Raw genomic sequence first — 25,442 nt, 5'->3', positions numbered from 1 at the left:
TCCGCGTTAACACCTCGTTAAGAATTGGGAGGCTAGCGTTCTAGGGCTCAAAACCGAACGGGAAGTTAACAAATAAAGGCGTTTCGGCCCGGACAGGAATGGGCTCCTGGCCGGGCCACTTCCCGCCATCACACTACAAGAAACGCGCGGCCAGCGTCACGGCGGCCGCGATGATCGCTGTTCCGAACAAATTGAGCAGCGCGCCTGCCCGCATCATCTGCGGCAGGGTCACGTAACCTGTGCCGAAGACAAGCGTGTTCGGCGGCGTCGCGACCGGCAGCATGAAGGCCGACGATGCCGCAAGCGCAATCGGCATCACGAACAGAAGCGGCGCCACGTCGGTCCCGAGTGCAAGACTGCCCGCGATGGGCAGGAAGGCGGCGACCGTGGCCGTGTTGCTCATCAGCTCCGTCAGCAAGACCACGAGCAGCGTCACGCCGAAGATCACCACAAGCAGCGGCATCGCATTCAAGAACGACAGGCCGTTGCCGATCCAGACGGCAAGACCGGTCGTGTCGATCGCTGCGAGGCTCAGCCCGCCACCGAAGAGGATCAGAACCTCCCAGGGAATCCGGCGCACCGCCGTTACATCCAACAGGAACGTCCGGTCCGGCCAGTGCGCAGGAATGGCGAAGAGAGCGATGGCGCCGATGAGCGCAATGCCCGTGTCGGAGATGTCGAAGCCGAGCCGGTCTTCCACCAACGGCGAAAAGATCCAGCAAAGCGCAACCGCGGTGAACACGGCGCAGACGCGCTTTTCAGGACCCGTCATCGGACCCATTTCGCGTAGCATGTTTTCGACAAGGCTAGGATCGACTTTGCCGAGTCTGTTGGACACGGGAAACGCGACCCGGGTCAGGATGAGATACGCGCATCCCAGAAGCATGGCGGAGATCGGCAGGGCGAACAGCATCCAGTCGAGGAACGTCATCTCGATACTGAAGACCTCCTCCAGATAGCTGGCCGCCAGCAAGTTTGTCGGCGACCCGACGAGCGAGGCCATCCCGCCGATGGAGGCCGCATAGGCGATGCCGAGCATCATGGCGGTGCCGAAATTAGCCGCTTCGCCATGACCGCGCTTCCTGTCCGGCGTGACGACGGCGATGAGCGACATCGCGATCGGCAGCACCATGATGGTCGTCGCCGTGTTCGTGATCCACATGCTCAGGAACGCGGTCGCCAGCATCTTGCCCGCGATGAGACTGAGTGGACGGCTGCCGACGGCCAGGATGATGTGGAAGGCGATCCGCCGGTGCAGATTCCATTTTTCGAGCGCGAGCCCGATGAGAAACCCGCCCAGCAGCAGGAACACGACGGGATGGGCGAACGGCGCGGCGGCGCCGTCGATGCCCTCGACGCCGAGAAGCGGCAAGACCGCCAGGGGCAGCAGCGCCGTGACGAAGAGTGGGACCGCCTCCGTGGCCCACCATATGGCCATCCATATGGCGAGTGCCGCAACAGACCAGCCCGTGGCCGACAATCCCTCCGGCGCGGGGCTGAGGACACAGGCTGCGAAAGCCGCCGGCCCGAGGACAAGGCCCACCAGTTGGTGCAGCTTGCGTCCGCCACCGCCTTCGTCGGGCTCAAGCATGTTGCGCGACCGCCTTTCGCTCAGGTGCCGCGAAGCGTTTTCGGGCCACCGCAGAGATCGTCCGTACCCGCTTTGGGCATGGATCGTGGCCGCATGTCAATTTGAGGGGGGGGGGAAAGGCCTAGGACGTCCCGTCCATCACCTTTTGCTTGTAGTCGTCCTCGGTGATCGTGCCGCCACTCTCGGCGACCCGGCCGGCATCGGCCTCAGGGAGCGCCTCCTGAATCATGTCGATCCGCTTCCAAGCCGGCAGAGGCGCCTCACCGTCCGCATCCGGCACGTATCGGTTCGTGGCCTCGACCCGTTCGTGCTTATGGATGTACCGGGCGCAATTGATGAAGGCCTTGTCGACCGTGACCTCGATCAAGAACTCCGCGCCGGGAAAGAGCTTCATGTGCTCTTCGTTCTGAGAGAGCGCCGCGGTGCCCTGTACCCGCACGCGATGGGGCGTGCACATATCGATGAACAGCATACCGACCTTGCCCGTGGCGGAGATATTGCCGGCCGAAAAATACATGCCGTTGCCGTTGTAGCTGGGGAACACGATGGTCTTGGTGTCCGCCACATGCGCCACGCCCACATTGCCGCCCTTGTAGGACACCGTGGGTTCGCCGTCCCCGTTCACCGTGGACAGGAAGAAATAGTCGCGGCTGGAGATAAAGCCCGCCATCTCGGGATCGAGCTCGTCGCGCACCACGGCGAAGACCACCGCGTTGGCGAGCGGCCGGGTCTGCAACTCGTCCTGGAGCGCGCGCTGCTGCGGCGAGTAGAACTCGTCCGGATTGGGTATGGATACTTCTTCTTCCGTCGCCATGATGTCCCTCCCGTGTGCCGTTCTTTGTCCCGGTCTCTGCGCCAGCCTTTGCCGGCCTCTTTTTCGGCAAGGCACGAATCTTTAGCAGAGCGGACCGCCGGTCAACTTGAAGTTTCGTGCTGCAGGAGGGAACGGCTTAGGAGTTGAGCGCGACGCGCCAACCGAAAAGAAAACGGCGGCAGAGAACCTCTCCGCCGCCGCAAAACCGTCTGCGATCAGATGCGCGCCCTAGGTCTTATCCTTGTCGTAGACATCGCCGGCCTCGACACGCTTGGAAAACTCGGTCGTCCGTCCTTCCGCCAGCAGCTTGGCCTGCGCAACCCAGTCGTCGCGCGTGACCCGCCCCTTGAAGCCTTCGAGATTGGCGTCGACCCAGGCCACTTCAGCGTCGGTCCAATTGGCGATCTGGTCGAAATGCCAAAAGCCCAAACGGTTGCAGAGCTTTTCGAGTTTCGGACCTACGCCTTTGATTTTCTTTAGGTTATCGGGCTTGCCCTCCAGCGGGGCATCGAGTGTCTTGGGTTTGACGCCCTCGTTGGCGCTCTCGACGGCCGGCGCACTCACGGCGGCAAGATTGGCAGGCGCCGCGGCCGTCGCCGGGGTGGCTGGCCTGGCTTCCTTGGCTTCCCCGCGGCCTTCGAGCCGACCCTCGAGACGGCCGATCAAATCGTCCTTTTCCCTGCAGCTTGCCCGGCAGTCCTCGAGCTGGGTGCGCAACGTCCCGATCTCTTCGCCCGAGGCCTTGTAGACGGTCTTGCGGCGGCCGCCCCAGATAAGCCATCCCACGAACAGTCCCAGAAGCGCTGCGAGCAGGATCAGGAACCAGATTTCTCCGAGCAGGAAGCCCCAATTCTTGAACATCGAACAATCCCCTTTGTGTGCCGTCTGGGCCGGTTACTGAGTGAATGCCAAGGTCACGCGTCGGTTCGCCGCCCGGCCCTCTTCCGTGTCGTTGTCGGCCAGCGGCTCCGTGTCGCCGTAGCCCGCCGCCGTAATCGCATCTGCCGGTATGCCGCGCTTCTTGAGGGCGTCCGCCACCGCGTCGGCCCGCTTCTGGCTCAGGTCCATGTTGAAGTCACTGTCGCCCTGGCTGTCCGTATGGCCGCCAACCTCCACGCGCAGATCGCCGGACTGGACGCATTTCATAACAAGCGCCGTCATCGCGTTGATGACCTGCAAGGAGCGCGCGTCGAGCCGCGCGGAGCCGGTCACGAAATTCACGTCACGCTTGGACAAGAGGGCGTTGGCCTTGTCGCTGCACTGGTCGCGGCTCGCCACGAAGTCCATCTGCGGCAGCCAATATCCGGCCGTCATCACCTCGGTCTCTCCCGTCGCCACGTTCTTGCGGCTGGTGCCGTCGGGCGGCAAGTCGGCTGCTGCCTCGACACTCACGGCGACCGTGTCGCCGAGATCCTTGGACAGGCCCGTCTCCAGGAGTTCGACATCCGCTCCCGGGGAGGCGCTTCCGGTCAGGCCGAAATCGTTGTCGCCGCCGAACGCCAGTTTCAGCGTCTCGAATTCCGGAAGCCAGGAGCCAAGCTTCTTCATGATGCCGAGCGAAGGGCCGGAGTCGCCCGACACTGAATTGGTGGGTTCGCCGGAGACCCAATCGAGACCCAGCGCGCTGGCGATTTCATGGGTTGTCAGTCCGGCCGGAAGCTTGCCGCTCGCGGAAGCCCCGTCCGAAGCGGAATAGACGAGCTCGAATGCCGCTGGTTTGCCGTCGTCGAGATAAGTGAGCGACGTGTCCACCATGTACCTGGCGGCACGTCCTTGAGTTCGGCCAGCGCCGCCTCCCCGGCGCGGTGTCGTCGCCTCACCCGAAAGGGTCAGCGACTTGTCCGACATGGTGAGCTTGCCCTTGTTGAGCTTGGCGAGAGCGCTGAGCCCGTCCTGCGCGACCATCGTCCAGCCCCCCGGCGCGCCCGAGGCCAACTTCAGCGAGGACGCATCGCGGTCGAGAATGACGGCAATACCTGCGCGCGCGGCTTCGGTCGGCACATGGCCGGAAACCGTGACGCCCTTGTCCGTTTTCACCGCCGAGAATGTGTAGGGAACAACCGACTCCAACACCTTCATCTTGTCGCGAACGACGCGGCGCCCTTGCACAATGTCGAGCGTCTCGAGAATGCGTTTGCGTTCCGCGTTGCTGTCGGCGAGACCGCTCACCTCGATGTCGCGGCCCGCGACGGACGTCTTGAGGCCATGCACTGACGCGGCGACCGCGCCGTTGGCACCATCAGCAACGGTCTGCTCGATTCGCTTGGCATGATGCTTGGCGCCAAACCAGCACAGCGCCGCGACGCCCAAGACGAGCGCCAAGATTCCCAAGACCTTCCGCACCGGCATACTCCCTCGTTGGCCCCAAATCGCTGCGAGGGGAACAATGCGCCAATAGGCTTGGCGGGACCTCACACAACGCCCGACACCATGCCGCCTACACCCCGTGCGGTGCAACCTCAGAATGGTGTGACTTTGTGCGCGCTGCCGTTCGTCGCAATTCGAAGCTCTTGACCAGGCTGTAGATGGCCGGGATCACCACCAAGGTGAGAAGCGTCGACGAGGCCATGCCGCCGATCATCGGCACGGCGATGCGCTGCATGACTTCGCTGCCGGCACCATGCGCCCAGAGTATAGGGAGCAGACCGGCCATGATCGCGGCCACGGTCATGATCTTAGGACGCACGCGCCCCGCCGCGCCGGAAACGATCGCTGCATGAAGATCTCTGGGTTCCAGCGTGCGGCCTTCTTGCGCGCAGGCCGCGATTCGCTCCTTCAACGCGTTGTCGAGATAGATCAGCATCACGACACCCGTCTCGGCGGCGACGCCCGCCAGAGCGATGAAGCCCGTGACGGCGGCCACCGAGAAATTGAAATCGAGCCACCACATGAGCCAAACGCCGCCAACCAGGGCGAACGGTACGGACAACATCACGATGAGTGTCTCGGTCAGACGCCCGAAATTGAGATAGAGCAGCACGAAGATGACGAGCGCGGTGAGCGGCACGACGATCTGCAGGCGCTTCTCGGCGCGCTGCAGATACTCGAACTGACCGCTCCAGGTGACGTAATAGCCCGGCGGGAAGTCCACGCTCTCGGCCACGGCCTTCTGCGCGTCCGCAACATAGCTGCCGATATCCCGGTCGCGGAAGTCGACGAAGATGTAGAGCGCAAGCTGCGCGTTCTCGGTGCGGATCATCGACGGGCCTTGCGCAACCGTGACCGTCGCCACCTCGCTCAAGGGCACGGTACCGCCCGCCGGCGTCGGGATCAGCACTTCGTTCGCGATGGCTTGCGGATCGTTGCGATAGTCGCGCGGGTAGCGGACGGCGACCTTGTAGCGCTCGCGCCCTTCCACCGTGGTGGTGACCGCATTGGCGCCCAGCGCCGTCGCGATAACGGCCTGCACATCGCCGACCATGAGCCCGTAGCGGGCAAGCCGAGCACGGTCGGGGTCGATGTTGATGTAGTAACCGCCAGTCGCCCGTTCCGCATAGGCACTCGTCGTGCCCGGCACGTCCCGGACCGCCGCCTCGATCTTACGGGCTAGGCTTTCCATCTCACCGAGGTCGCGGCCGATTACCTTGATGCCGACCGGCGTGCGGATACCGGTCGAGAGCATGTCGGTGCGCGCCTTGATCGGCATGGTCCAGGAATTCGACACGCCCGGAAACTGCAGCGCCTTGTCCATCTCGGCCGTCAGCGCATCGATAGTCATGCCGTCCCGCCATTCGCTTTCCGGCTTCAGGTTGATGACCGTCTCGAACATGCTCATGGGCGCCGGGTCCGTGGCCGTCGCCGCGCGCCCTGCCTTGCCCCACACGGACTCCACTTCCGGAAAGCTCTTGATAATCTTGTTCTGGGTCTGCAGCAACTTGCTCGCCTCCGTGACGGAGACGCCTGGCAATGTCGTCGGCATGTAGAACAGCGTGCCCTCGTTGAGGGTCGGCATGAACTCGCTGCCGATCTTCGACGCGGGCCAAAGCGTGGCCCCGAACACGGCGACAGCGACCAGGACGGTAAGGACCCGGAAGCGCAGAACGAAGGCGATGACGGGCCGGTAGATCCAGGTCAGGGCCCGGTTCAGCGGGTTCTTGTGCTCGGGCAGAATCCGGCCGCGCACGAACAAGATCATCAGCGCCGGCACCACGAAGATGGAGAGAAGCGCTGCGGCCGCCATGGAGAACGTCTTCGTATAGGCGAGCGGCTTGAACAGACGCCCTTCTTGCGCCTCCAGAGCAAAGATCGGCAGAAATGAAACGGTGATGATCAGAAGGCTGAAGAACAGCGCAGGCCCGACCTCGACCGCCGCCTCGACGATGGTCTCAGTGCGGGTCTTGCCGGGCGGCGCGTGCTCGAGCCGCTTGTGCGCATTCTCGATCATGACGATCGAGGCATCCACCATGGCGCCGATAGCGATGGCGATGCCGCCGAGGCTCATGATGTTCGAGGACACGCCCAAGGCCCACATGCAGATATAGGCCATGAGCACGCCCAGCGGCAGCGTGATGACCGCGACGAGCGCGCTCCGCGCATGCATGAGGAAGATCACGCAGACCACGGCCACGATGAGGCTCTCCTCGATCAGCGTGCGCTTCAGCGTATCGATGGCCCGATAGATGAGCGCCGACCGGTCGTAGACGGTCTCGACGGTCACCCCCTCCGGCAGGCTGGGGGCGATCTCTGCGAGACGTTCCTTCACACCGTCGATAACCGAAAGCGCGTTTTCGCCATAGCGCTGCAACACGATCCCCGAAACGGCTTCTCCGTTGCCGTTCACTTCGGAAAGCCCCCGGCGTTCGTCCGGGACAAGTTCGACGCGCGCGACATCCTTGAGCAGGACGGGAACGCCCGTATCGTTCTTGAGCACGATCGTCTCGATATCCTCGAGGCTCGTGATGTAGCCGCGCCCGCGCACCATGTATTCGCGCTCGGACAGTTCGAGCGTGCGCCCACCGACATCGGTGTTGCTTTCGCGGATGGCGCCCGTGACCTTGGTCAACGGGATACCGAGAGCCTGCAGACGCCGGGGGTCGACCACGACGCTGTATTGCTTGACGAAGCCGCCGACGCTCGCGACCTCAGCGACACCAGGTGCCTGAGACAGGCCATAGCGCACATACCAGTCCTGCAGCGTTCGCAGATCGGCGAGACTTTGATCGCCGCCTCTCAAGACATACTGGTAGACCCAGCCCACGCCGGTCGCGTCGGGCCCCAGTTCGGGCGTCACCTCGGCGGGGAGATCTCCGGCGGCGGCGCTCAGCGATTCCATCACCCGCGAGCGCGCCCAGTAGACGTCGGTGCCGTCGTCGAAGATCACGTAGACGAACGACACGCCGAAGAAGGAGAAGCCGCGCACGGTGCGCGCCTTCGGCACCGTCAACATGGCAGTGGTCAGCGGATAGGTGACCTGATCCTCGACGACCTGCGGCGCCTGCCCCGGATATTCGGTGTAGACGATGACCTGCACGTCGGACAGATCGGGGATCGCATCCAGCGGCACCTTCTGAACCGCATAGAGTCCGAGCAGCGTGACGAACACCGTGGCGATGCTCACCAGGACGACGTTCCGCGCCGACCAGCGGATAATGCCCGCGATCATCGTCCCGCCTCCTGAGGTTCGAGGTTCCGAAGCGCGGCTTTGAGATTGCTTTCGGAGTCGATCAGGAAGGTTGCCGACGTGACGACTTCGTCGCCGTCCGCGACGCCGTCGAGAACCTCCACATAGCCGTCGCCACGCCGCCCAATCTTCACCGCGCGCGGCTCGAATTTCCCGTCACCCTTGGCAATGAGGACCGTCTTTCTGGTCCCGCTGTCGATCACGGCGCTTGCGGGAACAGACGTGACAGGACCCGTCTTCTCGCCGGGGTGAAACACAACGTCAGCGTACATGCCGGGCCTGATGCGGCCGTCTTCGTTGGGCAATACGATGCGAACGGGAATCGTGCGCGTCTCGAGTTTACGCATCTCCGGGTAAATGAAGCCGACTTCCGCTTCGATGGGATCGTTGGGAAAGGCGCGCAAGGTGACGGTCACAGGAGTCCCGACTGCGATGTCGCCGATATCCGCTTCCGCGACCTCCGCGATCACCCACATGCGCGTGTGATCGGCAATGCGGAACAACTCTTTGCCCGCCTCGACGAACTGGCCGTCGATGGCGCTCTTGGACGTCACGTCCCCGGTCGTGGGCGAGGGCCAATCCAGGGTGCGCGGATTCTCCTTCGTCTGTTGCACCTCGTCGATGCGGTTCTGGGGCACGCCGAGATTGCGCATCTTCTGGATCGCGCCGTCGAGATCGCGGCGGCCGCGTCCTTGCGCACGCAAAGCGACGAGAAGGTCCGCCTGGGCAAGCTGAATCTGGGAGCTGTAGAAGCGGAAGAGAGCCTGCCCCTTCTCCACCTCTTGTCCGGTCTTGTCGACAAAGAGATCTTCGATATAGCCGTCCGACCGGACGGTCACGATGGTCAGCAGAGACTCGTCGTGCTCCACGGTTCCGGCGGCGCGAACGTCGCGCGAGACAACGCGCTTTTCCGCCTTTGCCGTGCGCACACCACTTCGCTGCACCTTGCCCGGGCTGATTGAGACGGTGCCGTCATCGGCGCCTTCGTCCGCGTAAACCGGAATGTAGTCCATGCCCATGGAGTCCTTCTTCGGCACCGGCGAGGTGTCGGGAAGGCCCATCGGGTTGCGGTAGTAGAGCACTTTGCGCTCGGCGCTCTCGCCCACGTCGGCAGACATCGCCATCTCGGCCGGCGCGGTGCGCTCTCCGGCCGTTGCGTGAAAGTACCAATAGGCGCCCCCGGCTCCCGCCAGGAGTCCCGCCGCAAGCATCGCGGCGCTCGTCAGACGCGTCATGATGCGCCTCTCCAATGATCGTTGCGTCGCCCCTACTAGTCAGTTGCAGGGGACCTCGGTGCACGGGCTCACGCGCATACGGAGTCCGGGCGCGGAGCGGGCGTGCGGTTGAAGCTGTGGAGAGTTAGACGCGCGGAGGCGGAGACGGCAGGCGAATGGACGGTGCCTGCAGGCTGGGCGTCGCCCAGTCTGTGGGGATAGCGGCAAAGGCGAAGGACGGCGTGTCCGGTCCGATCGCCAGCACCCCGGTCATGGCAAGGCCGAGACACAGGCATTTGGAGCAGCCACTATCGGGGCACTGACCGCTATCACCGGAAGACGGCACGGAGGCGGTGCCTTTTTTACTGGATGCCATGTTCGCATGGCTCTCGCAGTCGCCATGCATCGAAGGCTGCTCACCCCCGCTGTGTTCGACGGATAGCGCCGAACCCATCGTGCCGGCCATACGCATGGCCGCGCTGGCGCTTGTCGCCGGCAAGACTGCGAGCGCGCACACGATGAGAGCCGTAACGATGGTTCTGAGCTTGGCCATATGCACCTGAATTTCGTCCTGGCCGCCCATTCCGTCAAGTGACGAGGCCGTGAGGTTGGTTAAGGAGACCTCCGGAGCTGTCGATGCCTCCCGGCGCCAGCCCGCGCCGTTCAGCCCGAATTTTCCGGTACGGCGCGCCTGACGGGCCATTCGGCCCTCAGATATTTGCGGAACCAGGCGGTGTATCGCTCGGGCGCCGCCAGCGCATCGGCCTGGACATCCTCCACGGCCGCCCAGCGAAAGGCCTGCGCCTCGTCCGGGTTCGGCACGATCGCGCCGTCATGAACGCCATGAAAGACGTGGACAATCTCGTGCTCGATCATGTCGTGGTCGAGTTCCGCCCGGTAGCGGATCGTACCCAGCGCCTCCAACGGGCAGACAAATCCCATTTCCTGTTGCAGGCGGCGCCGCGCGGCCGCATCGCACGCCTCGCCGGGGCGCGGGTGCCCGCAGCAGGCATTCGTCCACAGACCGCCGGAATGGTACTTACCGGAACTTCGCTGCTGCAGCAGCATCCGGTCCGCGTCGTCCCAGATGATCACCGAGAATGCGCGATGGAGCGAGCCCTGTCTGTGCACCTCGTGCTTCTCGCCGGTGCCGATCTCGCGATCGCAATCGTCGACGAGAATGACTTTCTCCAAAGTCTGCATGGCGCAAAACTCTTGAATTGCCCTGGCACTGTCAAGGTCCCGAGAAATCGATAGCGGGGCTGCCTCCGATCGGTCAGGGCTGACGAATGGCGTTCGCCTCGCACAAGCTCGCCATGCCGGCCATGGTCCAGCGCGTCAGCGAGTCGCTTCGGCAGATCACCGGCGCCGCAAGCATCACGCTCTTGACCGTCGAACGTGAGATCTTCGGCCGATAATCCGAGGAAAACTGCGACACCTGCACAACCCGATTGAGGGTGGCGTAGGCCATGCCGATCGCGAGCAAGCAGAATTGCCGAATGCCGGTGTGCCGCCGCGGGATCGTCAGCGTGTACTCGACGGCATTGCCCAAATGACCGAGCGCAATCCGTGCGAGCTGGTGGATCGTCGGCCGGAAAGCGGGCTTCCGGGCAGCGCCGTCGAGATCGCGCAGATCGAGGCTCGCGGAACAGAAGAGGCTTTGCGGCAGGTAGCACCGCCCTTGCCGCCGGTCGTCCCAGATGTCCTTCAGAATATTCGTCATCTGCAGACCTTGGCCGAAACTCGCCGAGAGCTTCTCGAGCTTTTCTCGGTGCTCGTCGATATCCGCGGCATGATCGCAGAAAAGCTCGGTAAGCATCTCACCGACGACTCCCGCCACCACGTAGCAATAGTTGTCGAGTTCGGCCATGTCGGCCAATCCTGTCGGACGGTTGACGAAGGACTTCATGCCCGATGCCATCTTCTTGAGACAGGTGCGGACCGCCTCCTGCTGTCTTACAGGACGGGTATTCAAGATATCGATCAGGCCCGGCAAACTATCGATGAGCTCGAGCTCCTCCGGGCCGATTTCTCCCGAGAGCTCGGCCGCAAGGCGCCTGGAAACCTCGTCCCAAGACTCCGTCCGTTCGACCCCGGCAAGGAACATGTCGAGTTGAGCGATCTTCCTGTCGCGATCCGGGAGTTGCGAATCCTCGATCGTGTCCGCGGCGCGGCACAGCAGGTAGGCCGTACCCACCGTTGACCGCAAATCAGACGGCAGCCTTGGAATGGTCAGCGCGAAGGTGCGCGACAGCTGGGGGACCAGCAGTAGCGGAAGCTCTTCGTTGCCGACGGTCCTATCCAACACGGTCTTGCTCTTAGCCCCCACAGTTTTGGCGCGTTTGACGCGCAACACAGAAGATCGGTCATCCGTTCTGCTCGACCCAGGATCGCCGCCCTAAGTCGTAGGCGCCAAACTAGGAATCACGCGGCGCCATCGACAGCATAGCCGCCAATCCCTGGCCGATTATGGCTGCTGCCTGATTTCATGCACAGAAAGCCCGCGCAAAACGCCTGGAAGCAGCCGATAGCGGGTCTGAAATCCCTCTGATCACGTCCACTAAACTACGAGCGGCTGGACGCCGCCTGATCCTAACACACAGCCACCCAGCCGGTTCACGACTTTGTCAGGGTGACGCTCCCATTGGCCCGCGAACTCTTGAACGACATGGTTTGGACGTCTCCGTCGATCACGACCCGCACCCGTCCGGAGATGTCGTAGGACGCGACGTGAAATTCCCCGACATACACCCCTGGATTAACCTTCAGGAGCTGCCCCGTCTGGTTGATGGCGGTCGAGATGGTCACGCATTTCGCGGCGAGTTTGAACACCTTCTCGGTCTCGCGCTTGTAGTTGATGCGGCAGGTCAGCTTCTGGGGCGGGTTGTCCATGGCTTGCATCGTGCCGCTGCCGTTCCACGTCCCTTCAAGCGCCAGTGGTTCCGCCTGAAGCGGCGAGATCGTCGCCACGAACAGAACGGCGCATAGCGAAATCAGGCTTCTCATAGATATCCTCCCTGGCAGCTCCTTGCCTAGCTGCCCTTGACCGTCGGCCTCGGCGCGCCCGTCCGCCAGGCCCGCCCTTCAACAAACGCGATCAACGCCGGCAGCACCAAAAGGTTCGCCAGCAACGCCGTCGCCAAGAGCATTATCACGACTTGCCCGAACAGGCGCAGGCTGGGAAGCTCGCTGAGAATCGTGCCACCGAACCCGACGATCAGCACCAGGCACCCGACAGAAAGCGCCGGGCCGATAGTGGCGATGGTCTCTTCGAGAGCCGGCTTCACAGCTTCGCCGTTGGACCGCATCAAACGATAGTAGTTGAGGATGTGAATAGCATTGTCCACCGCGATGCCAAACCCGATGGTGAACGCGACCACGCAGGTGAATTGCAGCCCGGCACCCGTGAGATGAAGGATCGCGCCTGCGACAGCGATGGGCAGGACGTTGGTCACCATGCTGTAGAACCCGGCTCTCAACGACCAGAAGACGAGGCCGATCAGCAAGATATTGAGCCCGATTGCGATCAACAGGCTGCGGTTCAGCTCGATGATCATGTCGTAGCTGGCCCGGGCGGAATGGGGGGCGATCCCGGTCGCGATGAAACGCACACCCGGATGCGCCGCCCGCAAGGCTTCGAGATCCGTTTCGAGCGCGTCCAGCACGGGCACGAGCTCGGAGGCGTCCACCGCGGGGAAGTAGCCGGACACGAGCGCGGAATGGTCGTCCACCGACATCATGCGCTCGACGAACGGCGACTGCGACTCCTCCAGAAAGCTCAGTATTTGCTCCTGTTCGAGCCCACCCTCCAACATCCAGGTCTCGATGCTGTGCAGGGACACCGCCCGCGTCACGAGCGGCAGTGTCTCCAGGGTCTTGTGCGCGTCCGCGACCACGGCGAGAACCTGCGCAGAATCGAGCGGCTTGTCTTTCGGCCATTGGATATGGAGGAGGATGGCCTCGGTGCCGCCGAACTCCTTGTCGACCACGTCCATGACCCGTGAGGACTGACTGTTCCCCGGCAGATAGTCCCTATACTGATAGCTTGGGCTGATCGTGGCGTAGAGAATGCCGGCACCGATCGCGACGATGAGCCCGGCGGCAAGAAAAGCCGTGGGATTGCCGAGGATGGCGCGGCCCAGCCGTCGGCAAGCTGTACTCGTCGCGGTGAAGATGCGGTCGAGGGTGTGGTCCGCGTTTTCTTTTCGGCCACGCCGCCCCAGCAGGAGCGTCCCCAGCGCCGGTAGAACAGTGATCGTCGCCACAAAGGCGACAGCCGTGCCGATGGCCGCGGTGAGCCCGAACCCGGACACGAGCGTATGCGGCACCAGCGTGAGAGACAGCAGCGCGATCGCGGTCGTCATGGCCGCGAGGACGCAAGCGGGGCCGATGTCCCGCACCGACGACACGATCGCCTCGCGCGCACCCTCCCCCGCAACCACTTTGCGTTTGATGCCGAACATCAGATGCAGCGAGCTTGCGAAAACCAGCACCGTGACCAGCCCCGGCACCACGCCCGTGAGTACGGTGATCTCCTGACCGCGCAACTCGGTAATCCCTAAGGTCCACAGAACCGCGATGCCTGCCGGGACACCGGCGAGCAAGGCGTAGATGGGGCTCCGGAAGAACAGTAGGCAGATGATCAGCGACACGGTGAAGCCCGCCCCGATCAGGAGACGCTGATCGCGGATCAGGGCGCCGACGATCTCGAGCCGGAAGAACGCCACGCCGCTGAGTTCGGCCTGCATGTCCGTGCCCGCCAGCGCTTCGTCCGTCACCTGCCGCAAATCATCCGCGACAATGCGAAGATCGTCGATCTTGGGCCGCGGCTCGATCGCGACAACGAACAACGCGGTCGCGGCGTCCGCCGACAAGAGTTTTTCTGACACAAAGGGATGCGCCAGCAGCGTGTCACGCAGCTCGGAAGGTCCACGCCATCGAGCTCCATCGGGAAGACGGCCTCGGCATTGCCCGAAGCGTCCGGCGCGTCGTGGGCCGAGAACATCGACGTGACGTGCTTCACGCCCTCGACGAAATGCAGGTTCAGATGCAGATCGCGTAAGTGTTCGAGATTTTCGCGGCTGAAGAGATCAGGCGCCTGCACGAGCAGCAGCACATCCTCGCCGGTCTGCGGGTACTGCTTCTCCACCATCTGAAGATTGCGGAAGTCCTCCGTCCCCGAGCGGAATATCTCGCGAATGTCGCTGGAGAACTCGACCTTTGCCGCAGCGAATGCCAGCGGAATTGTCAGCGCGGCGACGATCAGCAGGGTGATCCGCGGGAAGCGCTGCGCCAGCAGTCCCAGCTTTTCGAGGCCGAACCCCGCCGTCATCGCGGCAATCCCTCGACAGTTGCGTTCGCGTTGAGGCGCGCTTCCGCGGCGCCCAGCGCCCACAGCCCGAAAATCTTGCGGTAATTGTCGTAGGTGATTGCGCAAGTCCGGTTGAACACGCCGGCAATAGTCTCCTCCGGCCAGCTGCCATCCGCATGCTGCCGATCCTGCAGGAAGCGCAGCCCAGCGCGAACCGGCTCGCTGTCGGCCATCTCGCTCTGAAGCAGGCTGAGCAACGCCCAGGATGTCATCACGACCTGGCCCTCCGGGGTGCTCGCATAGGTCCCGCGCCGGCAGCTCTCGATGGTTTCGCCCCAGCCTCCATCGGGAAGTTGATGGGAGACGAGGAATGCCGCGGCCCGGCGAATGGGGCCGCTGTCGGCAGCAAGACCCGCCGCCCGCAGAGCCGAAACCGCGAACCAAGTCCCGTAGGTGAAGCAGATGCCCCAAGCGCCCATCCAGGCGCCGTCGGCACGTTGCCGAGCCAACAGAAAATCGCGGCCGCGCTCGATCGCCTTGTCGATGCGCTGGGCCCGCGCGGGATCGGCACCCTGCGCACGATAGCGGATGAGGGCCTGCACGCAGGCCGACGTGCACTCCACATAGGAATGGTCCACCATGATGTCGGCGAAGACGAGCGACGGGTTCAGCGCTTCCATCCAGGAAGGTGTCCGCGCCTTCTCGTAGGTCGGCCAGCCGCCGTCGGCGTTCTGCCAGCCGAGGATCAACTCGGCGGCATCGCCGAGGCGCTCGTCGGGGATGGGCTCGTCGACAATAGCGCGCAACGCGATCGCGCTTTTCAATCCCTCCGCGGTGCAGTCCGAAATCGGCCAGCCGTGCTTCCGGTTCGAGAACGGCCAGCCGCCCTTGGAGGGATCGCGGAAATAGCGCTCCCGCTCCGGCGTATCTTCGAGCACCTGATTGGCTTCGATGTAGCATGGGCCGCCTCCAGCATGGGTTTCGCGGTCCCCGCGCGGCCTGACGCACAGATGGCCTGGACGGTGAAGGCGGTATCCCAAAGCCGCGAGGAATTGTAGCCCTGCATATGCGTGCCGTGCTCGCCCTTCCACAAATACTCAGGCAACTGCCGCCGGTGCGCGGCGACGCGCGCTCCTTGAGGTTCGGCATAGTGCCAGCACAGCATGTTGAGCACCTTGTTGATTGGCCCGATGCAGATGTTGTTCGTGTTCTCGTCTTCCTGGCGGACTTGATCCAGCACGAAAGCGGTCGCCCGGGTGCGCAAGCTCTTGCTGGCGACGGCTTCGTAGCCGTTCAGAAGACCGTTCAGGAGGCGGTAGCCCCGCGACAGCGGCGCGTAGATATCATCGGGCGCGCACTGCATCTGGCTGGCGCGGAAGTCCAACGCTTCATAGGGCTCGCAGAAGATCTCGTCGCGCAACGCGCGCACGACCGGCGTCAACGGCGCCTGGGCCCTGATCCCATAGAGATAGCTCATGGGTAGGAAGATCATGCGGCTGTGGCACCAGAAGCGGGACGGATGAGCCGGCAGCGATGTCGGGAGAAGCCAGAGCTCCGGCGGGACCGGCATGACGCCGTCGTAGTCGTACAGATTGAGGAGCGCGAGCAGGAACTTGCCCCACGGCGGCAGGTTGGCCGCACCTCCGCGTCGAGCAGCCAAGTCCGCCCCCGCTTCAGATCGGGATCGTCCGCAGGGAGCCCCAGCAGCCGCTGCGCCACGTAGCACAGCGCCGTGGCATAGGCGTAGCTCTCGCCTTGGATATGGAGCGGCCAGCCGCCATCTTCGTTCTGGTGATGCTTGAAGAAGCGGATGAAGTCCTGCTCGGTCTCGCGATCGAAGGGCACGCCGACAATGTGCGTCGCGACGATCAAGGTCGGCAGCAGAAACACAGGCCCGCCGTAATCGCCGTGCCAGCTTCCGTCAGGCGCTTGGGTGTCCTGAACGTGCCGCAGCGCCAGATCGACAGCCTGCGACAGGTCCTTCTGCGCCGCCCAGTGGTTCAATGTCCTGCGGCCTTGAGATGGGCCGGTATCTTCCGGTAGCCCGGAACAAGACCGGCGATCGGCCAGGTGCTCCACGACGCGAACCGCGCCAGCGTTTGCCGCGTCCGGCTCCAGTGTCCCTCGCGCATTTCCGCACCGACAGTCTTTCGCGCAGCCCGGAATCCGATGCGGAAGAACGACGTCGCAAATGTGCTCCCGCGCACGTCCGTCGCGGCGAGCAGTGCCATCGTGCGGCGCCTCTCCGCGGCGCTCGTGCGCCACGTATCGAACATCGACTGCCGGATGGCGCGGGCATCGTAGCGGGGATCGGAAAAGACCTGATAGAGCGCGTTCGAAAGCATCTCCGGCACCCGCGCGCGCGCCCTCTGCCGGCGCGCGTAGTCCGCCGCGTCGGTGCTGTCGACCAGGGCCTCCACGTCCTTCAATCCCAGCGAGATGCCGACAGCCGTCAGCGGATGCGTGCAGCCGACCGCATCGCCAACCAAGGCCACATTGCCGCGCCCGTAGACTGTCCGGGTCTGGAACCGCGTCTCCATCCAGGCGGGCTTTCGGGTCTTCAGGGAGACAGCAAGCGCCTTCGCCATCGGTGCTGGCAGAGCCGGGGCGACCGCCGCGTAGAGCGCGTCCGTGTCGCGCCGGAGCTCCGTGGCCGACGCCGGCACGTCGAGACACAGACGCACCTGGTCGGCGCCAATCCGGTACGACAGGATGGGACCGGCCAGACCGCTCAACACATGGCCATAGCCTTCAACAGGCAGTTCCACATCGTCGAGAACGATACCGGCCATGAACGAAATACCGACGGAGCCGTCGGGCAGACCGAGAAGGCGGCGCGTTCCTGACCGGCGGCCGTCCGCTGCCACGATCCGCTTCGCGTTGATCGCGACCTCGGCGCCCGTGTCGCCGTCCACATAGGCCGGCACCGGCTCGAGCTTGCTCAGCTTTGCCGGCGCGACATAGTCGATCTCGGGCATCGAGACGGCGCGGCGGCGCAATTCGTCGACGAGCCTGTGATGCTCGAAGCTGACGCCCGTCATGCCGTCCGGATAGGACAAGACGATCGGGTCGGCGCCGTCGCCGGGATGGGCGACGAAGCCCCGCCGCGGGCCGTTCTCCGTAAAGGCCGCGAGATCGCCCAATCCGAGCTTCTGTAGAATCCTGACGCCGGACGGGTGGATCCACTCGCCCGCGAACCGCTCAGCGGCGCGCGGATTGGCCTCGAGCAGCAGGACGGTCTCCCCGCGCTGGGCAAAGGCGATCGCCGCGGCACATCCAATCGGACCCGCACCAATCACCGCAACGTCATGTTCCGTTCGCACCAGGGTCCCACCGGCTGTCAAAGGCGCGCAAAGAGGGGCGGCAAGGCCCCCTGTCCCGTCCGGCGCCAACCAGATCGCCGAGCCGGACTCTCGTTTGAATCGTAACGGGTTGGGGCGGATTTGACCATCCCGCGAACCCGGGCCGGAGCCGCTTGGCCCACCATCGGACAAACCGCCCGCGATGTAGGAAGTTCCGGCTTTGACGCGTATCAATGAGGCTATGGGCGGCAGCGCCTATGGACACTTGCATGCAAGTCCGAACACCCCTCGTCGCCGTAACCATTCTCCTCGCCATGACGGGCGCGGCGGCGGCGCAAATGAAATGTACGGTCAACGATCCGACCGGCACGCCTCTGAATGTGCGCAGCAAGCCGAACGGGCGCATCGTGGGCACGCTAAAGAACGGCACGCCGGTGAATGCGTGGGCAATCCACAGTGTGCAGGGAAAGCTCTGGGCGCGGATTACGCCTCCGGGCTCGGAGAAGAGCCGCTGGGTGTTCCGGCAATATTTGAGCTGCCAGGAACTCTACGACTAAGCCCCCTCAAGGGAGCCCGTTCGCACGCGCAAGGCTGCCCCGAAAGGCGGCTCCCACGTCCCGAAACACGGGCACACTCAAGTCGCTTGGAATGGTGGGCGGCACTGGGATCGAACCAGTGACCCCTACGATGTCAACGTAGTGCTCTACCGCTGAGCTAGCCGCCCGGTCTGTGTGGCAAGGCGCCTTCTATATGGGTGGCGGCGCCAGAACGCAAGCGGCGGATTCCGGTGCTTTTCCTCAAGCCGCCAGCATGCGCTCCACCTGATCGACCAAATCGCGCAGGTGGAAGGGCTTCGACAGAATCTTGGCGTCTTTCGGCGCGTTGTTGTCCGGATTGAGCGCCACGGCCGCGAAACCGGTGATGAACATGATCCGGAGGTCCGGATCGAGTTCGGCGGCTTTGCGCGCCAGTTCGATTCCGTCCATCTCGGGCATCACGATATCGGTCAGAAGCAGCATGAAGGGCTCTTCCTGAAGCCGTTCATAAGCCTCCATGCCGTTGCCGAACGAAACCACGTCGTAACCGGCCTTTTCCAGCGCCTTCACCAGGAACCGGCGCATATCGTCATCGTCTTCGGCAAGAAGAATACGCTGAACGCTGCGCACGCGCGGGTCGTTCGCCTCCATTATCCTCGTCCCCCTCAACACTCACCCTGTAACGCCTACACGAATATGGTAAACGACCGCTTGCCTTATTCTTGAACGATTGGCGCGGCCCCATCGGGTAGGCCATGTGATAATTGCCGCAATTGAGCCACGGCACAAGCCGGAACACGCCTGGACAGCACCCCCTGTCGTTGGCAGAGTTAATGCCGGTGGGCCGCCGCACGGCCGGCGCCGCTACCGGAACCGAAGAACCCAGGTTTGGCGTATGAAGCAAAGAGAGGCTGAGGCGATCGAGCGGGAACTGTCACCGCCCTTCACCGTGGTGCGGCCTGCGAAACTGGCGCTTCCCCTCGTCTTCAACTCGCCCCACTCGGGCCGGGTCTATCCCAGCACATTCCTGGCCGCCTCAAAGCTCGACGCGCTGACGTTGCGGCGGTCGGAAGACGCCTATGTGGATGAACTCTTCAGCTTCGCCGCCGCGCTCGGGGCCCCGCTCCTTCATGCGCACTTTCCACGCGCTTATCTCGACGTGAACCGCGAGCCCTATGAGCTGGACCCGATCCTGTTCCGCGACGGGCTGCCCCACTATGCCAACACCCAATCGGTCAGGGTCGTCGGCGGCCTCGGAACGATCGCGCGGATCGTCTCGGAGTCCGAGGAGATCTACCGGGAGCCCCTTTCGGTCGAAACGGCGCTGGAACGGATCAACCGCCTCTACATTCCCTATCACGAGACCCTCGCGGCGCTCCTTACGGAAGCGAAGCGGGAATTCGGCTTCGCCGTGCTGATCGACTGCCATTCCATGCCCTCGAGCCCGAGTGCCGACAAACGGTCGACCCGCGCCGACTTCGTACTGGGCGACCGCTTCGGAACCTCTTGCAGCAGCGAGCTGACACGCATGGCCGCCCGGTCCCTGGAGGCGCTGGGCTTTGGCGTCGCGCTCAACAAGCCTTATGCGGGCGGTTACATCACCGAGCATTATGGACGCCCGCACAAGGCACAGCATGTCCTGCAGATGGAGATCAACCGGGCGCTGTATATGGATGAGACGACGTTCGAACGAACCGAGCGTTTCGACATCTTGAGGCACAAGCTGGAGACGGTGACCCGGGGACTGATGCCCGGCATTTCCGATCTCATCGTCCCCCGCGCCGCGGCCGAATAGGCCTCGCCGATCCAAAAAAAAGGGCCGTCCGATTGAACGAACGGCCCAAGTCTAGGGAGGAAACGCCCAAGGAGGGCAGCGATATGGCCTGGAGAGCCATACCGCATTGCAACAATATGTCATTGCAATGCACAAAAATCAAGGTGTAGCCGGAAATTGACGACAGAACTGAAACAGTGGTGCCGCAAAGTCACGTTACTGAGGCTTGTCCGCCATACCCGCATACGCCGGACAATCCCAGGACCAGGAGGTAAGCCTCGTCCTTAAGGCTCGGAAGCCTTGACTCTCAACGGCAAACACCGCCAAGCCTTGTATCGTGACCAAAACCGTTCAACTCGATTTCCAGAGCTATATAGCGACAGCGCACGCTCTCGCCGAGAGGGCTGGCGAGGTCATATTGCCGCATTTTCGAACGGACCTGGCCGTCGACGACAAGGGCGCTCCGGGTTCGATCCCGTTACTGCGGCGGACCGGGACGCGGAAACCGCCATTCGCACCATCCTGTCTGAGACCCATCCCGGGCACGGCATCGTGGGCGAGGAATTCGACGACACCCAACCCGACGCCGAAATCTGCTGGATCATCGACCCGATCGACGGCACACGCGCCTTCATCATGGGACAGCCTCTCTGGGGCACGCTCATCGGCCTGACCGCACACGGCGCACCGGTGCTCGGCATGATGAACCAGCCGTACACGGGCGAACGCTTCTGGTGCGGCGAAACGGAAAGCTACTTCACACGCGCCGGCGAGACGCGGCCCATCCGGGTCCGGCCATGCCCCGTGCTCGACAACGCCATCCTTGCGAGCACGGCGCCGGAACTTTTCGACGCGTCCGAAATCATCCGGTTCGAGGCGCTGTCACGCGCGGTGCGCCTACGGCGCTTCGGCGGCGATTGCTACAACTACTGTCTGCTCGCAATGGGCCAGATCGACCTCGTCGTCGAGGCGGGGCTCAAGCCGTTCGACATCATGCCGCTCGTGCCGATCATCGAACGCGCCGGCGGTATCGTGACGACCTGGGAGGGTGGCGACCCGAGCCACGGCGGACGCATCGTAGCCGCCGGCGATCGCGCCCTGCACGCAGCGGCTTTGGAGATCCTCTCCGCTTAAGCCGCAGTGCCGCTAAGCCGTCTTGCGAATGGCGACGCCGGGCGCGAAGGCATCGAACGCCGCCCAGAACTGCTCACGGATCGAATCCCGTTCCTGCAGAATTTCGTGCCGGGCGCCGCGCAGCACGATCTGCGTTCCCGCCCGCAGTCGTGACGACAACGCCTCGATCGCCTTGTTGGAAACGATCTTGTCGTCACCGGCGACGACCAGCAGCGAGGGCACGCGAATCTTCGGCGCGTATTTCTCGCCTTCCAAGCGCGACATGGCATCGAACGCCGCATGCAGCCAGCCGATGGTCGGGGGGCCGGCCGCAAGACCCGGCGCCGCGTTCAACACTTCGACGTTCCGATAGAAGCGTTCCCGGTCCGAGGTGAGCGGATTGCCTTCGAAGACATCGCTCGTCCACACGGACTGATCGCCGGGCACCGCCTGCTTGCCGAGCCCGGCCCAAGAAAGCGCCGTCGCGAACCCGGCGCAAACGTCCTGGGGCAGCGGCAGCCCGGCCAGCTCGACCATCGGCGAGGTCGTGATCAGACGATGGAACCAGCACCCGCGCTTGGTCGCGGCGTCAAGAGGATAGGCGCGGACATGGAATGGGCCAGCGCGTAATAGGGCATGGGACAGTCGGGAAGCACGACACCCTTCATGAAGTGATAGATGTCCTGCTCGTAGTCGATGAAGCTCCGGATGTGTCCGCGCGAGGAGCCGCGCACCAACCGGGTCGACCCGCCCTGCCCGCGCCAATCGATGATGGCAACGGCGAACCCGCGGCGGCGCAACTCGCCGACCACCTCGAAGTATTTCTCGATGTACTCGTTCCGGCCCGGAAAGATGCAGACGGTGCCGCCACGCTGCTGCAAGGCCGACTGCCAGCTCGCATAGCGGACTTTGACCCCCTTGCGCACATCGAGATAGCCCGCGTTGGCGCCGAGAGGGACAGGGTTCTTGGGTGTCGAAACGAGAGTCATCGAGATTCAGGATATTCCGCAATCCCGCAACGCGGGAGGATTGGTCCGCCGCTCTTTCTTACAGCCGCTATGGCGCCGCCGACAACAGACCATGCAACTTCGCGGGCGCCGCAAGCGGGACACAGCGCTGACAGATTGTTGAATTTACTGTTTGAATTCAGCGCTCTACAGCTCTTGAAGCGCCCCGGAGCCGATCCTATATGCGATTTTGCGCAAAGGCCTTCGGGCTTTGCGTCTCAGAGCCTGGCTCCGCATGAGGAGCGGGCCACCCACCATATCGCTTCATCAGGAGGATGTGACATGAGGCATTTCGATTTGACCCCGCTTTATCGCTCCACTGTCGGCTTCGACCGGCTCGGCTCGTTGCTCGATACGTTGAACACGTACGAAGGCGACGCCCCCGCATATCCGCCCTACAACATCGAGCGGGTGAGCGAGAACGACTATCGCATCAGCATGGCTGTCGCCGGCTTCAGCGACGCCGATCTCGAAATCGAGGTCAAGGAGCATACGTTGTCCGTTCGCGGGGAGAAGCGCGTCGAGCAGGAGAACTCGACCTACCTGCATCGCGGCATCGCCGCCCGCAGCTTCGAGCGCCGCTTCCAGCTCGCGGACCATGTTGTCGTGAAGGGCGCGAGCCTCGAGAACGGATTGCTGCACGTCGATCTCGAGCGCGTGCTGCCCGAGGCCATGAAGCCGCGGACCATCGAGATCACGACCAAGTCGGACGCCCCCAAGACGATCGACGACATGACGATCGACAGTCAGGCGGCGTAAGCCCGACAAGGGGCCGAAATCGGTCCCGCTAGAGCAGACGAAAGCAAAGAAGGGCGCTCCTCATACGAGGGGCGCCCTTCCCTGTTTCGCACTCGGTCACGCCGGTTGGGAGAGTCGTGGCGCGGGAGTCTTGCGAAGTGCGCAGTCTACACCGATAACAACTTAAAGTAGGTTTACCGCGTTCCGACAAATGCGCCGCTTCGCATGAGGCCCCCGAGGTTGGCGGCAAGGTCGAAGGACGGTTCGAGGTCAAGAGCGGTGCGCGCCGCAGCCGCTAACTTCTCCCCCGCCATGAGCGCCTCGGCGAATGCTGCCCCGCCAGCCGGCAACCGGCGAACCGTGACTTGAAGCGCGGGACGCAGCACGAGCGCATCCTCCCCGCCGGCAGGCAGGCGTCCCGGTTCGTCTTCGCCGTCCCGCAGCGTGAGCTCCCAGATGGTGATCACCGGATAGGCGGATCGGACGAGATGGGCCGAGGGATGAAACACGAAGCCGATATCCTCGGCGCGTTCACCGAGCGCCGTCAGCGCCTCTTGCGACAACGGCTCGGCATCGGCGGCGTGATAGGCCTGGTGCCAGGCCCATTCGAGCCGCGCCACGTCGGCGAGATAGGGAACCGCCGAGGCGGGCGGGAAGGCGCCGATGAAGTCGGGGAAGTCACCGCCATACCACAGCAGAACGGCCGACCGCGGCCGCGTCTTCTCCACGTACTCCCGTGCCATCGCCCGGAAGAACTCTTCTCCCACGAGCTTCGCCGTTGCCGGGAAGCGGCCCGCAAGCGCGTCGATGAGGCTGGCGTAGACATTGTTGCGGTAGACCGCGAAGCGTCGCGTGGGACCGCTACCGTCGCGCCCCTTCACAGCATCCGGAACGCCCGCGTGCGGATCGAGAAGCGCCTTCGCGAAGGCAGCCTCGCGCTGGGCAGCGTCCGTCGTCATGTAACGGCCGCGAGCTCGGGAGCGGCGGGCTCCGTGCACGAGGCCAGCAGGTCATCGGCTCGCTTGGCCTCGGCAAACAGCACGGGCCAGTCGGGAACGTCGTTGTCCCATTCGATCAGCGTCGGCACCGGCCCCGTGCGCGCGAGCGCTCGCGCGTAAAGCGTCCAGACGGGACCGGCTACCCGACGCCCGTGATCGTCGATGAGCAGGAGCGAACCGTCCTCGTCCGCATCCTCCGCGTGCCCGCCGAGATGAATCTCGCCCACATGGTCCATCGGAAAAATGTCGAGATAGTCGGCGGGCTTAAATCCGTGATTGGCGGCCTGCACGAAAACGTTGTTCACATCGAGCAAGAGCCCGCAGCCGGTCCGCCGTACAACTTCGCGCAGGAAGTCGACCTCGCGCATCGTGGTCTCGGCATAGGCGACATAGGTGGAGGGATTCTCAAGCAGCATTTGCCGGTTCATGGCGGTCTGCACTTGATCGATGTGGTCGCAAACCCGGGCGAGCGTGTCTTTCGTGTACGGCAGCGGCAGGAGATCGTTCAGGTAGACCGTGTCGTGGCTGGACCAAGCCAAATGCTCGGAAAACAGGGCGGGCTGATAGCGGTCGGCGAGCGCGCGCAGACGCGCGAGATGATCGGCATCGAGCGGCCCCGCGCCGCCAATGGAAAGACCCACGCCGTGCAGCGACAGGGGATAGCGCTCCCGGATGGCGGTCAGATAGGCATGGGGTGGCCCGCCCGCCCCCATGTAATTCTCGGCGTGGATTTCGAACCAGCCGATCTCGGGATCGCCGTCGAGAATGTCGCGATAGTGCTCAGGCTTGAGCCCGACCCCGCCCTTTCGCGGAATCGGGCTTGTCCCAAAATTCGCCGGACGCGCCATCGCCTTACGCAGGTGGCATGTCGCGCTCGAGCGCCGTGAGGCTGCCCTCGCGGTCGCCCGGCAGTTTCATGGTGGTGCAGGACCCCTTGGGTACGAGCTTCCAGGCATTCCCCTGATAATCGATCGTCGCCGTGCCGGCGCAGGTCGTGCCGGCGCCCGCGGCGCAGTCGTTCTCGCCGGCCTTGGCGACGCCGAAACATTTCTCTTGCTCATCCTCGGCGGCAGCGGCGTGGTGGTTGCGGCAATGCCAAGCGCGGCAGCAAAGGCACTGGCCACGGCGACGCCGGAGAGTGACTTGGAGTGATGGGTCATATTTGGTCCTTCTAAGGGCTCAAGTGGATCAGGGGTTCAAGTGGTTCTTGGTCATGACGGCCGGCGAAACGCCCACCCGCCGCCGGATTTGCGGGGCCAAGTGGGACGCGATTTTCCGCTCCGGTCAAATCACGCCTCCGCCAGCCTTTTGTGATCCGGCGACCGCCTAGCGGAAGGCCTGTATCCATTGCAACAACCCCCGGATGCACACCCTGTGGGGCCGCGTCGGATCGTGAATCTTGCGCTTGTGTACGCCTCGGAAAT

22 protein-coding genes, 1 tRNA gene and 3 pseudogenes are annotated in these 25,442 nt (G+C 63.8%); 4 read left to right on the top strand and 22 right to left on the bottom strand.

Translation table 11 applies throughout. The features are described 5' to 3' along the window. Positions 1–133: 133 nt before the first annotated feature. The 15 genes and pseudogenes from AUC70_RS02790 to AUC70_RS02725 form a co-directional block, all read right to left on the bottom strand. A complete protein-coding gene (locus AUC70_RS02790) occupies positions 134–1,591 on the bottom strand; it encodes an SLC13 family permease (RefSeq protein ID WP_069443500.1) in 1,458 nt (485 codons plus the stop codon). Positions 1,592–1,712: 121 nt separating this feature from the next. Then, the gene (locus AUC70_RS02785; protein WP_069443499.1) at positions 1,713–2,405 is read right to left on the bottom strand and encodes a pyridoxamine 5'-phosphate oxidase family protein; all 693 of its coding nucleotides are present in this window, start codon (positions 2,403–2,405) and stop codon (positions 1,713–1,715) included. A gap of 228 nt (positions 2,406–2,633) precedes the next feature. Beyond that, the gene (locus AUC70_RS02780; RefSeq protein ID WP_069443498.1) at positions 2,634–3,266 is read right to left on the bottom strand and encodes a hypothetical protein; all 633 of its coding nucleotides are present in this window, start codon (positions 3,264–3,266) and stop codon (positions 2,634–2,636) included. Positions 3,267–3,299: 33 nt separating this feature from the next. Beyond that, positions 3,300–4,748, bottom strand: coding sequence for an OmpA family protein (locus tag AUC70_RS02775; protein ID WP_158007337.1), 1,449 nt, complete (start codon positions 4,746–4,748; stop codon positions 3,300–3,302). A 94-nt stretch (positions 4,749–4,842) separates the two neighbouring features. Then, the gene (locus AUC70_RS02770) at positions 4,843–8,007 is read right to left on the bottom strand and encodes an efflux RND transporter permease subunit (RefSeq protein ID WP_069443496.1); all 3,165 of its coding nucleotides are present in this window, start codon (positions 8,005–8,007) and stop codon (positions 4,843–4,845) included. After that, positions 8,004–9,260: an efflux RND transporter periplasmic adaptor subunit gene (locus AUC70_RS02765; protein WP_069443495.1), complete on the bottom strand. Its 1,257-nt coding sequence runs from the start codon at positions 9,258–9,260 to the stop codon at positions 8,004–8,006. Before AUC70_RS02765 ends, AUC70_RS02770 begins: the two co-directional genes overlap by 4 nt. Positions 9,261–9,384: 124 nt before the next feature. After that, on the bottom strand, positions 9,385–9,942 hold the full coding sequence (locus AUC70_RS02760; RefSeq protein WP_141701916.1) for a hypothetical protein: 558 nt from the start codon (positions 9,940–9,942) through the stop codon (positions 9,385–9,387). Continuing rightward, positions 9,903–10,442 (bottom strand): isopentenyl-diphosphate Delta-isomerase, encoded by a 540-nt coding sequence (gene idi, locus AUC70_RS02755; protein WP_069443493.1) that lies wholly within the window; start codon positions 10,440–10,442, stop codon positions 9,903–9,905. Before idi ends, AUC70_RS02760 begins: the two co-directional genes overlap by 40 nt. A gap of 73 nt (positions 10,443–10,515) precedes the next feature. After that, positions 10,516–11,547: a phytoene/squalene synthase family protein gene (locus tag AUC70_RS02750; RefSeq protein WP_158007336.1), complete on the bottom strand. Its 1,032-nt coding sequence runs from the start codon at positions 11,545–11,547 to the stop codon at positions 10,516–10,518. Between the two features lie 308 nt (positions 11,548–11,855). Then, positions 11,856–12,245: a hypothetical protein gene (locus tag AUC70_RS02745; RefSeq protein ID WP_069443492.1), complete on the bottom strand. Its 390-nt coding sequence runs from the start codon at positions 12,243–12,245 to the stop codon at positions 11,856–11,858. 26 nt (positions 12,246–12,271) lie between these two features. Then, on the bottom strand, positions 12,272–14,128 hold the full coding sequence (locus tag AUC70_RS02740; RefSeq protein ID WP_083241193.1) for an efflux RND transporter permease subunit: 1,857 nt from the start codon (positions 14,126–14,128) through the stop codon (positions 12,272–12,274). Next, on the bottom strand, positions 14,014–14,571 hold the full coding sequence (locus AUC70_RS16620; RefSeq protein WP_069443490.1) for a hypothetical protein: 558 nt from the start codon (positions 14,569–14,571) through the stop codon (positions 14,014–14,016). Before AUC70_RS16620 ends, AUC70_RS02740 begins: the two co-directional genes overlap by 115 nt. Beyond that, positions 14,568–15,488 (bottom strand): prenyltransferase/squalene oxidase repeat-containing protein, encoded by a 921-nt coding sequence (locus AUC70_RS17470; protein WP_206599299.1) that lies wholly within the window; start codon positions 15,486–15,488, stop codon positions 14,568–14,570. The genes AUC70_RS16620 and AUC70_RS17470 overlap by 4 nt, the downstream gene beginning before the upstream one ends. Next, a pseudogene (locus tag AUC70_RS17735) lies at positions 15,371–16,629 on the bottom strand (prenyltransferase/squalene oxidase repeat-containing protein). The gene AUC70_RS17470 and the pseudogene AUC70_RS17735 overlap by 118 nt, the downstream one beginning before the upstream one ends. Beyond that, positions 16,551–17,873, bottom strand: coding sequence for an FAD-dependent oxidoreductase (locus AUC70_RS02725; RefSeq protein ID WP_069443489.1), 1,323 nt, complete (start codon positions 17,871–17,873; stop codon positions 16,551–16,553). The pseudogene AUC70_RS17735 and the gene AUC70_RS02725 overlap by 79 nt, the downstream one beginning before the upstream one ends. A 248-nt stretch (positions 17,874–18,121) precedes the next feature. Here AUC70_RS02725 and AUC70_RS02720 point away from each other — a divergent pair, with 248 nt between their 5' ends. Then, positions 18,122–18,409 (top strand): SH3 domain-containing protein, encoded by a 288-nt coding sequence (locus AUC70_RS02720; RefSeq protein ID WP_141701915.1) that lies wholly within the window; start codon positions 18,122–18,124, stop codon positions 18,407–18,409. A gap of 92 nt (positions 18,410–18,501) precedes the next feature. Here AUC70_RS02720 and AUC70_RS02715 read toward each other — a convergent pair. Further along, positions 18,502–18,576 (bottom strand) — tRNA-Val (locus tag AUC70_RS02715). 73 nt (positions 18,577–18,649) lie between these two features. After that, positions 18,650–19,039, bottom strand: a complete 390-nt coding sequence (gene cpdR, locus AUC70_RS02710; RefSeq protein WP_069443487.1) for a cell cycle two-component system response regulator CpdR — start codon at positions 19,037–19,039, stop codon at positions 18,650–18,652. Between the two features lie 244 nt (positions 19,040–19,283). Here cpdR and AUC70_RS02705 point away from each other — a divergent pair, with 244 nt between their 5' ends. Together AUC70_RS02705 and hisN are read left to right on the top strand one after the other, a co-directional pair. Next, on the top strand, positions 19,284–20,183 hold the full coding sequence (locus AUC70_RS02705) for an N-formylglutamate amidohydrolase (RefSeq protein ID WP_069443486.1): 900 nt from the start codon (positions 19,284–19,286) through the stop codon (positions 20,181–20,183). A 352-nt stretch (positions 20,184–20,535) separates the two neighbouring features. Continuing rightward, positions 20,536–21,296: pseudogene (gene hisN / locus AUC70_RS02700) on the top strand (histidinol-phosphatase). Between the two features lie 12 nt (positions 21,297–21,308). Here the strand turns inward: hisN and AUC70_RS18275 are convergent. Beyond that, entirely contained in the window at positions 21,309–21,812 is a 504-nt protein-coding gene (locus tag AUC70_RS18275) for a serine aminopeptidase domain-containing protein (protein ID WP_280138204.1), read from the bottom strand. 14 nt (positions 21,813–21,826) lie between these two features. Next, positions 21,827–22,264 (bottom strand): serine aminopeptidase domain-containing protein, encoded by a 438-nt coding sequence (locus AUC70_RS18270; RefSeq protein WP_280138203.1) that lies wholly within the window; start codon positions 22,262–22,264, stop codon positions 21,827–21,829. 300 nt (positions 22,265–22,564) lie between these two features. Between AUC70_RS18270 and AUC70_RS02690 the strand changes: the two genes are divergently transcribed. Continuing rightward, entirely contained in the window at positions 22,565–23,041 is a 477-nt protein-coding gene (locus AUC70_RS02690) for an Hsp20 family protein (RefSeq protein ID WP_069443485.1), read from the top strand. A gap of 173 nt (positions 23,042–23,214) precedes the next feature. On the opposite strand, the gene AUC70_RS02685 is transcribed toward AUC70_RS02690, so the two are convergent. The 3 genes and pseudogenes from AUC70_RS02685 to bufA1 all read right to left on the bottom strand — a co-directional run. Next, complete coding sequence (locus AUC70_RS02685; protein WP_069443484.1) at positions 23,215–23,979, bottom strand: HvfC/BufC N-terminal domain-containing protein; 765 nt, start codon at positions 23,977–23,979, stop codon at positions 23,215–23,217. Beyond that, on the bottom strand, positions 23,976–24,866 hold the full coding sequence (gene bufB, locus AUC70_RS02680) for an MNIO family bufferin maturase (protein ID WP_069443483.1): 891 nt from the start codon (positions 24,864–24,866) through the stop codon (positions 23,976–23,978). The genes AUC70_RS02685 and bufB overlap by 4 nt, the downstream gene beginning before the upstream one ends. Before the next feature lie 4 nt (positions 24,867–24,870). Further along, positions 24,871–25,011: pseudogene (bufA1, locus tag AUC70_RS18510) on the bottom strand (BufA1 family periplasmic bufferin-type metallophore); the annotation flags it as partial. Positions 25,012–25,442 lie beyond the last annotated feature (431 nt).

Source organism: Methyloceanibacter stevinii (assembly GCF_001723355.1).
Lineage (GTDB): Bacteria > Pseudomonadota > Alphaproteobacteria > Rhizobiales > Methyloligellaceae > Methyloceanibacter > Methyloceanibacter stevinii.
Note: the sequence above shows the minus strand (reverse complement) of the source record. Positions and strands in the feature narration are given on the sequence as shown.

Coding starts and splice junctions, on each gene's coding strand:
- AUC70_RS02790 (WP_069443500.1), bottom strand. CDS start 1,591: ATGCTTGAGCCCGACGAAGGCGGTGGCGGACGCAAGCTGCACCAACTG.
- AUC70_RS18270 (WP_280138203.1), bottom strand. CDS start 22,264: ATGACTCTCGTTTCGACACCCAAGAACCCTGTCCCTCTCGGCGCCAAC.
- bufB (WP_069443483.1), bottom strand. CDS start 24,866: ATGGCGCGTCCGGCGAATTTTGGGACAAGCCCGATTCCGCGAAAGGGC.
- AUC70_RS02685 (WP_069443484.1), bottom strand. CDS start 23,979: ATGACGACGGACGCTGCCCAGCGCGAGGCTGCCTTCGCGAAGGCGCTT.
- AUC70_RS02765 (WP_069443495.1), bottom strand. CDS start 9,260: ATGACGCGTCTGACGAGCGCCGCGATGCTTGCGGCGGGACTCCTGGCG.
- cpdR (WP_069443487.1), bottom strand. CDS start 19,039: ATGGAGGCGAACGACCCGCGCGTGCGCAGCGTTCAGCGTATTCTTCTT.
- AUC70_RS02690 (WP_069443485.1), top strand. CDS start 22,565: ATGAGGCATTTCGATTTGACCCCGCTTTATCGCTCCACTGTCGGCTTC.
- idi (WP_069443493.1), bottom strand. CDS start 10,442: ATGCAGACTTTGGAGAAAGTCATTCTCGTCGACGATTGCGATCGCGAG.
- AUC70_RS02720 (WP_141701915.1), top strand. CDS start 18,122: ATGCAAGTCCGAACACCCCTCGTCGCCGTAACCATTCTCCTCGCCATG.
- AUC70_RS02760 (WP_141701916.1), bottom strand. CDS start 9,942: ATGGCCCGTCAGGCGCGCCGTACCGGAAAATTCGGGCTGAACGGCGCG.
- AUC70_RS02770 (WP_069443496.1), bottom strand. CDS start 8,007: ATGATCGCGGGCATTATCCGCTGGTCGGCGCGGAACGTCGTCCTGGTG.
- AUC70_RS16620 (WP_069443490.1), bottom strand. CDS start 14,571: ATGACGGCGGGGTTCGGCCTCGAAAAGCTGGGACTGCTGGCGCAGCGC.
- AUC70_RS02780 (WP_069443498.1), bottom strand. CDS start 3,266: ATGTTCAAGAATTGGGGCTTCCTGCTCGGAGAAATCTGGTTCCTGATC.
- AUC70_RS02785 (WP_069443499.1), bottom strand. CDS start 2,405: ATGGCGACGGAAGAAGAAGTATCCATACCCAATCCGGACGAGTTCTAC.
- AUC70_RS18275 (WP_280138204.1), bottom strand. CDS start 21,812: ATGGTCGAGCTGGCCGGGCTGCCGCTGCCCCAGGACGTTTGCGCCGGG.
- AUC70_RS02745 (WP_069443492.1), bottom strand. CDS start 12,245: ATGAGAAGCCTGATTTCGCTATGCGCCGTTCTGTTCGTGGCGACGATC.
- AUC70_RS02705 (WP_069443486.1), top strand. CDS start 19,284: ATGAAGCAAAGAGAGGCTGAGGCGATCGAGCGGGAACTGTCACCGCCC.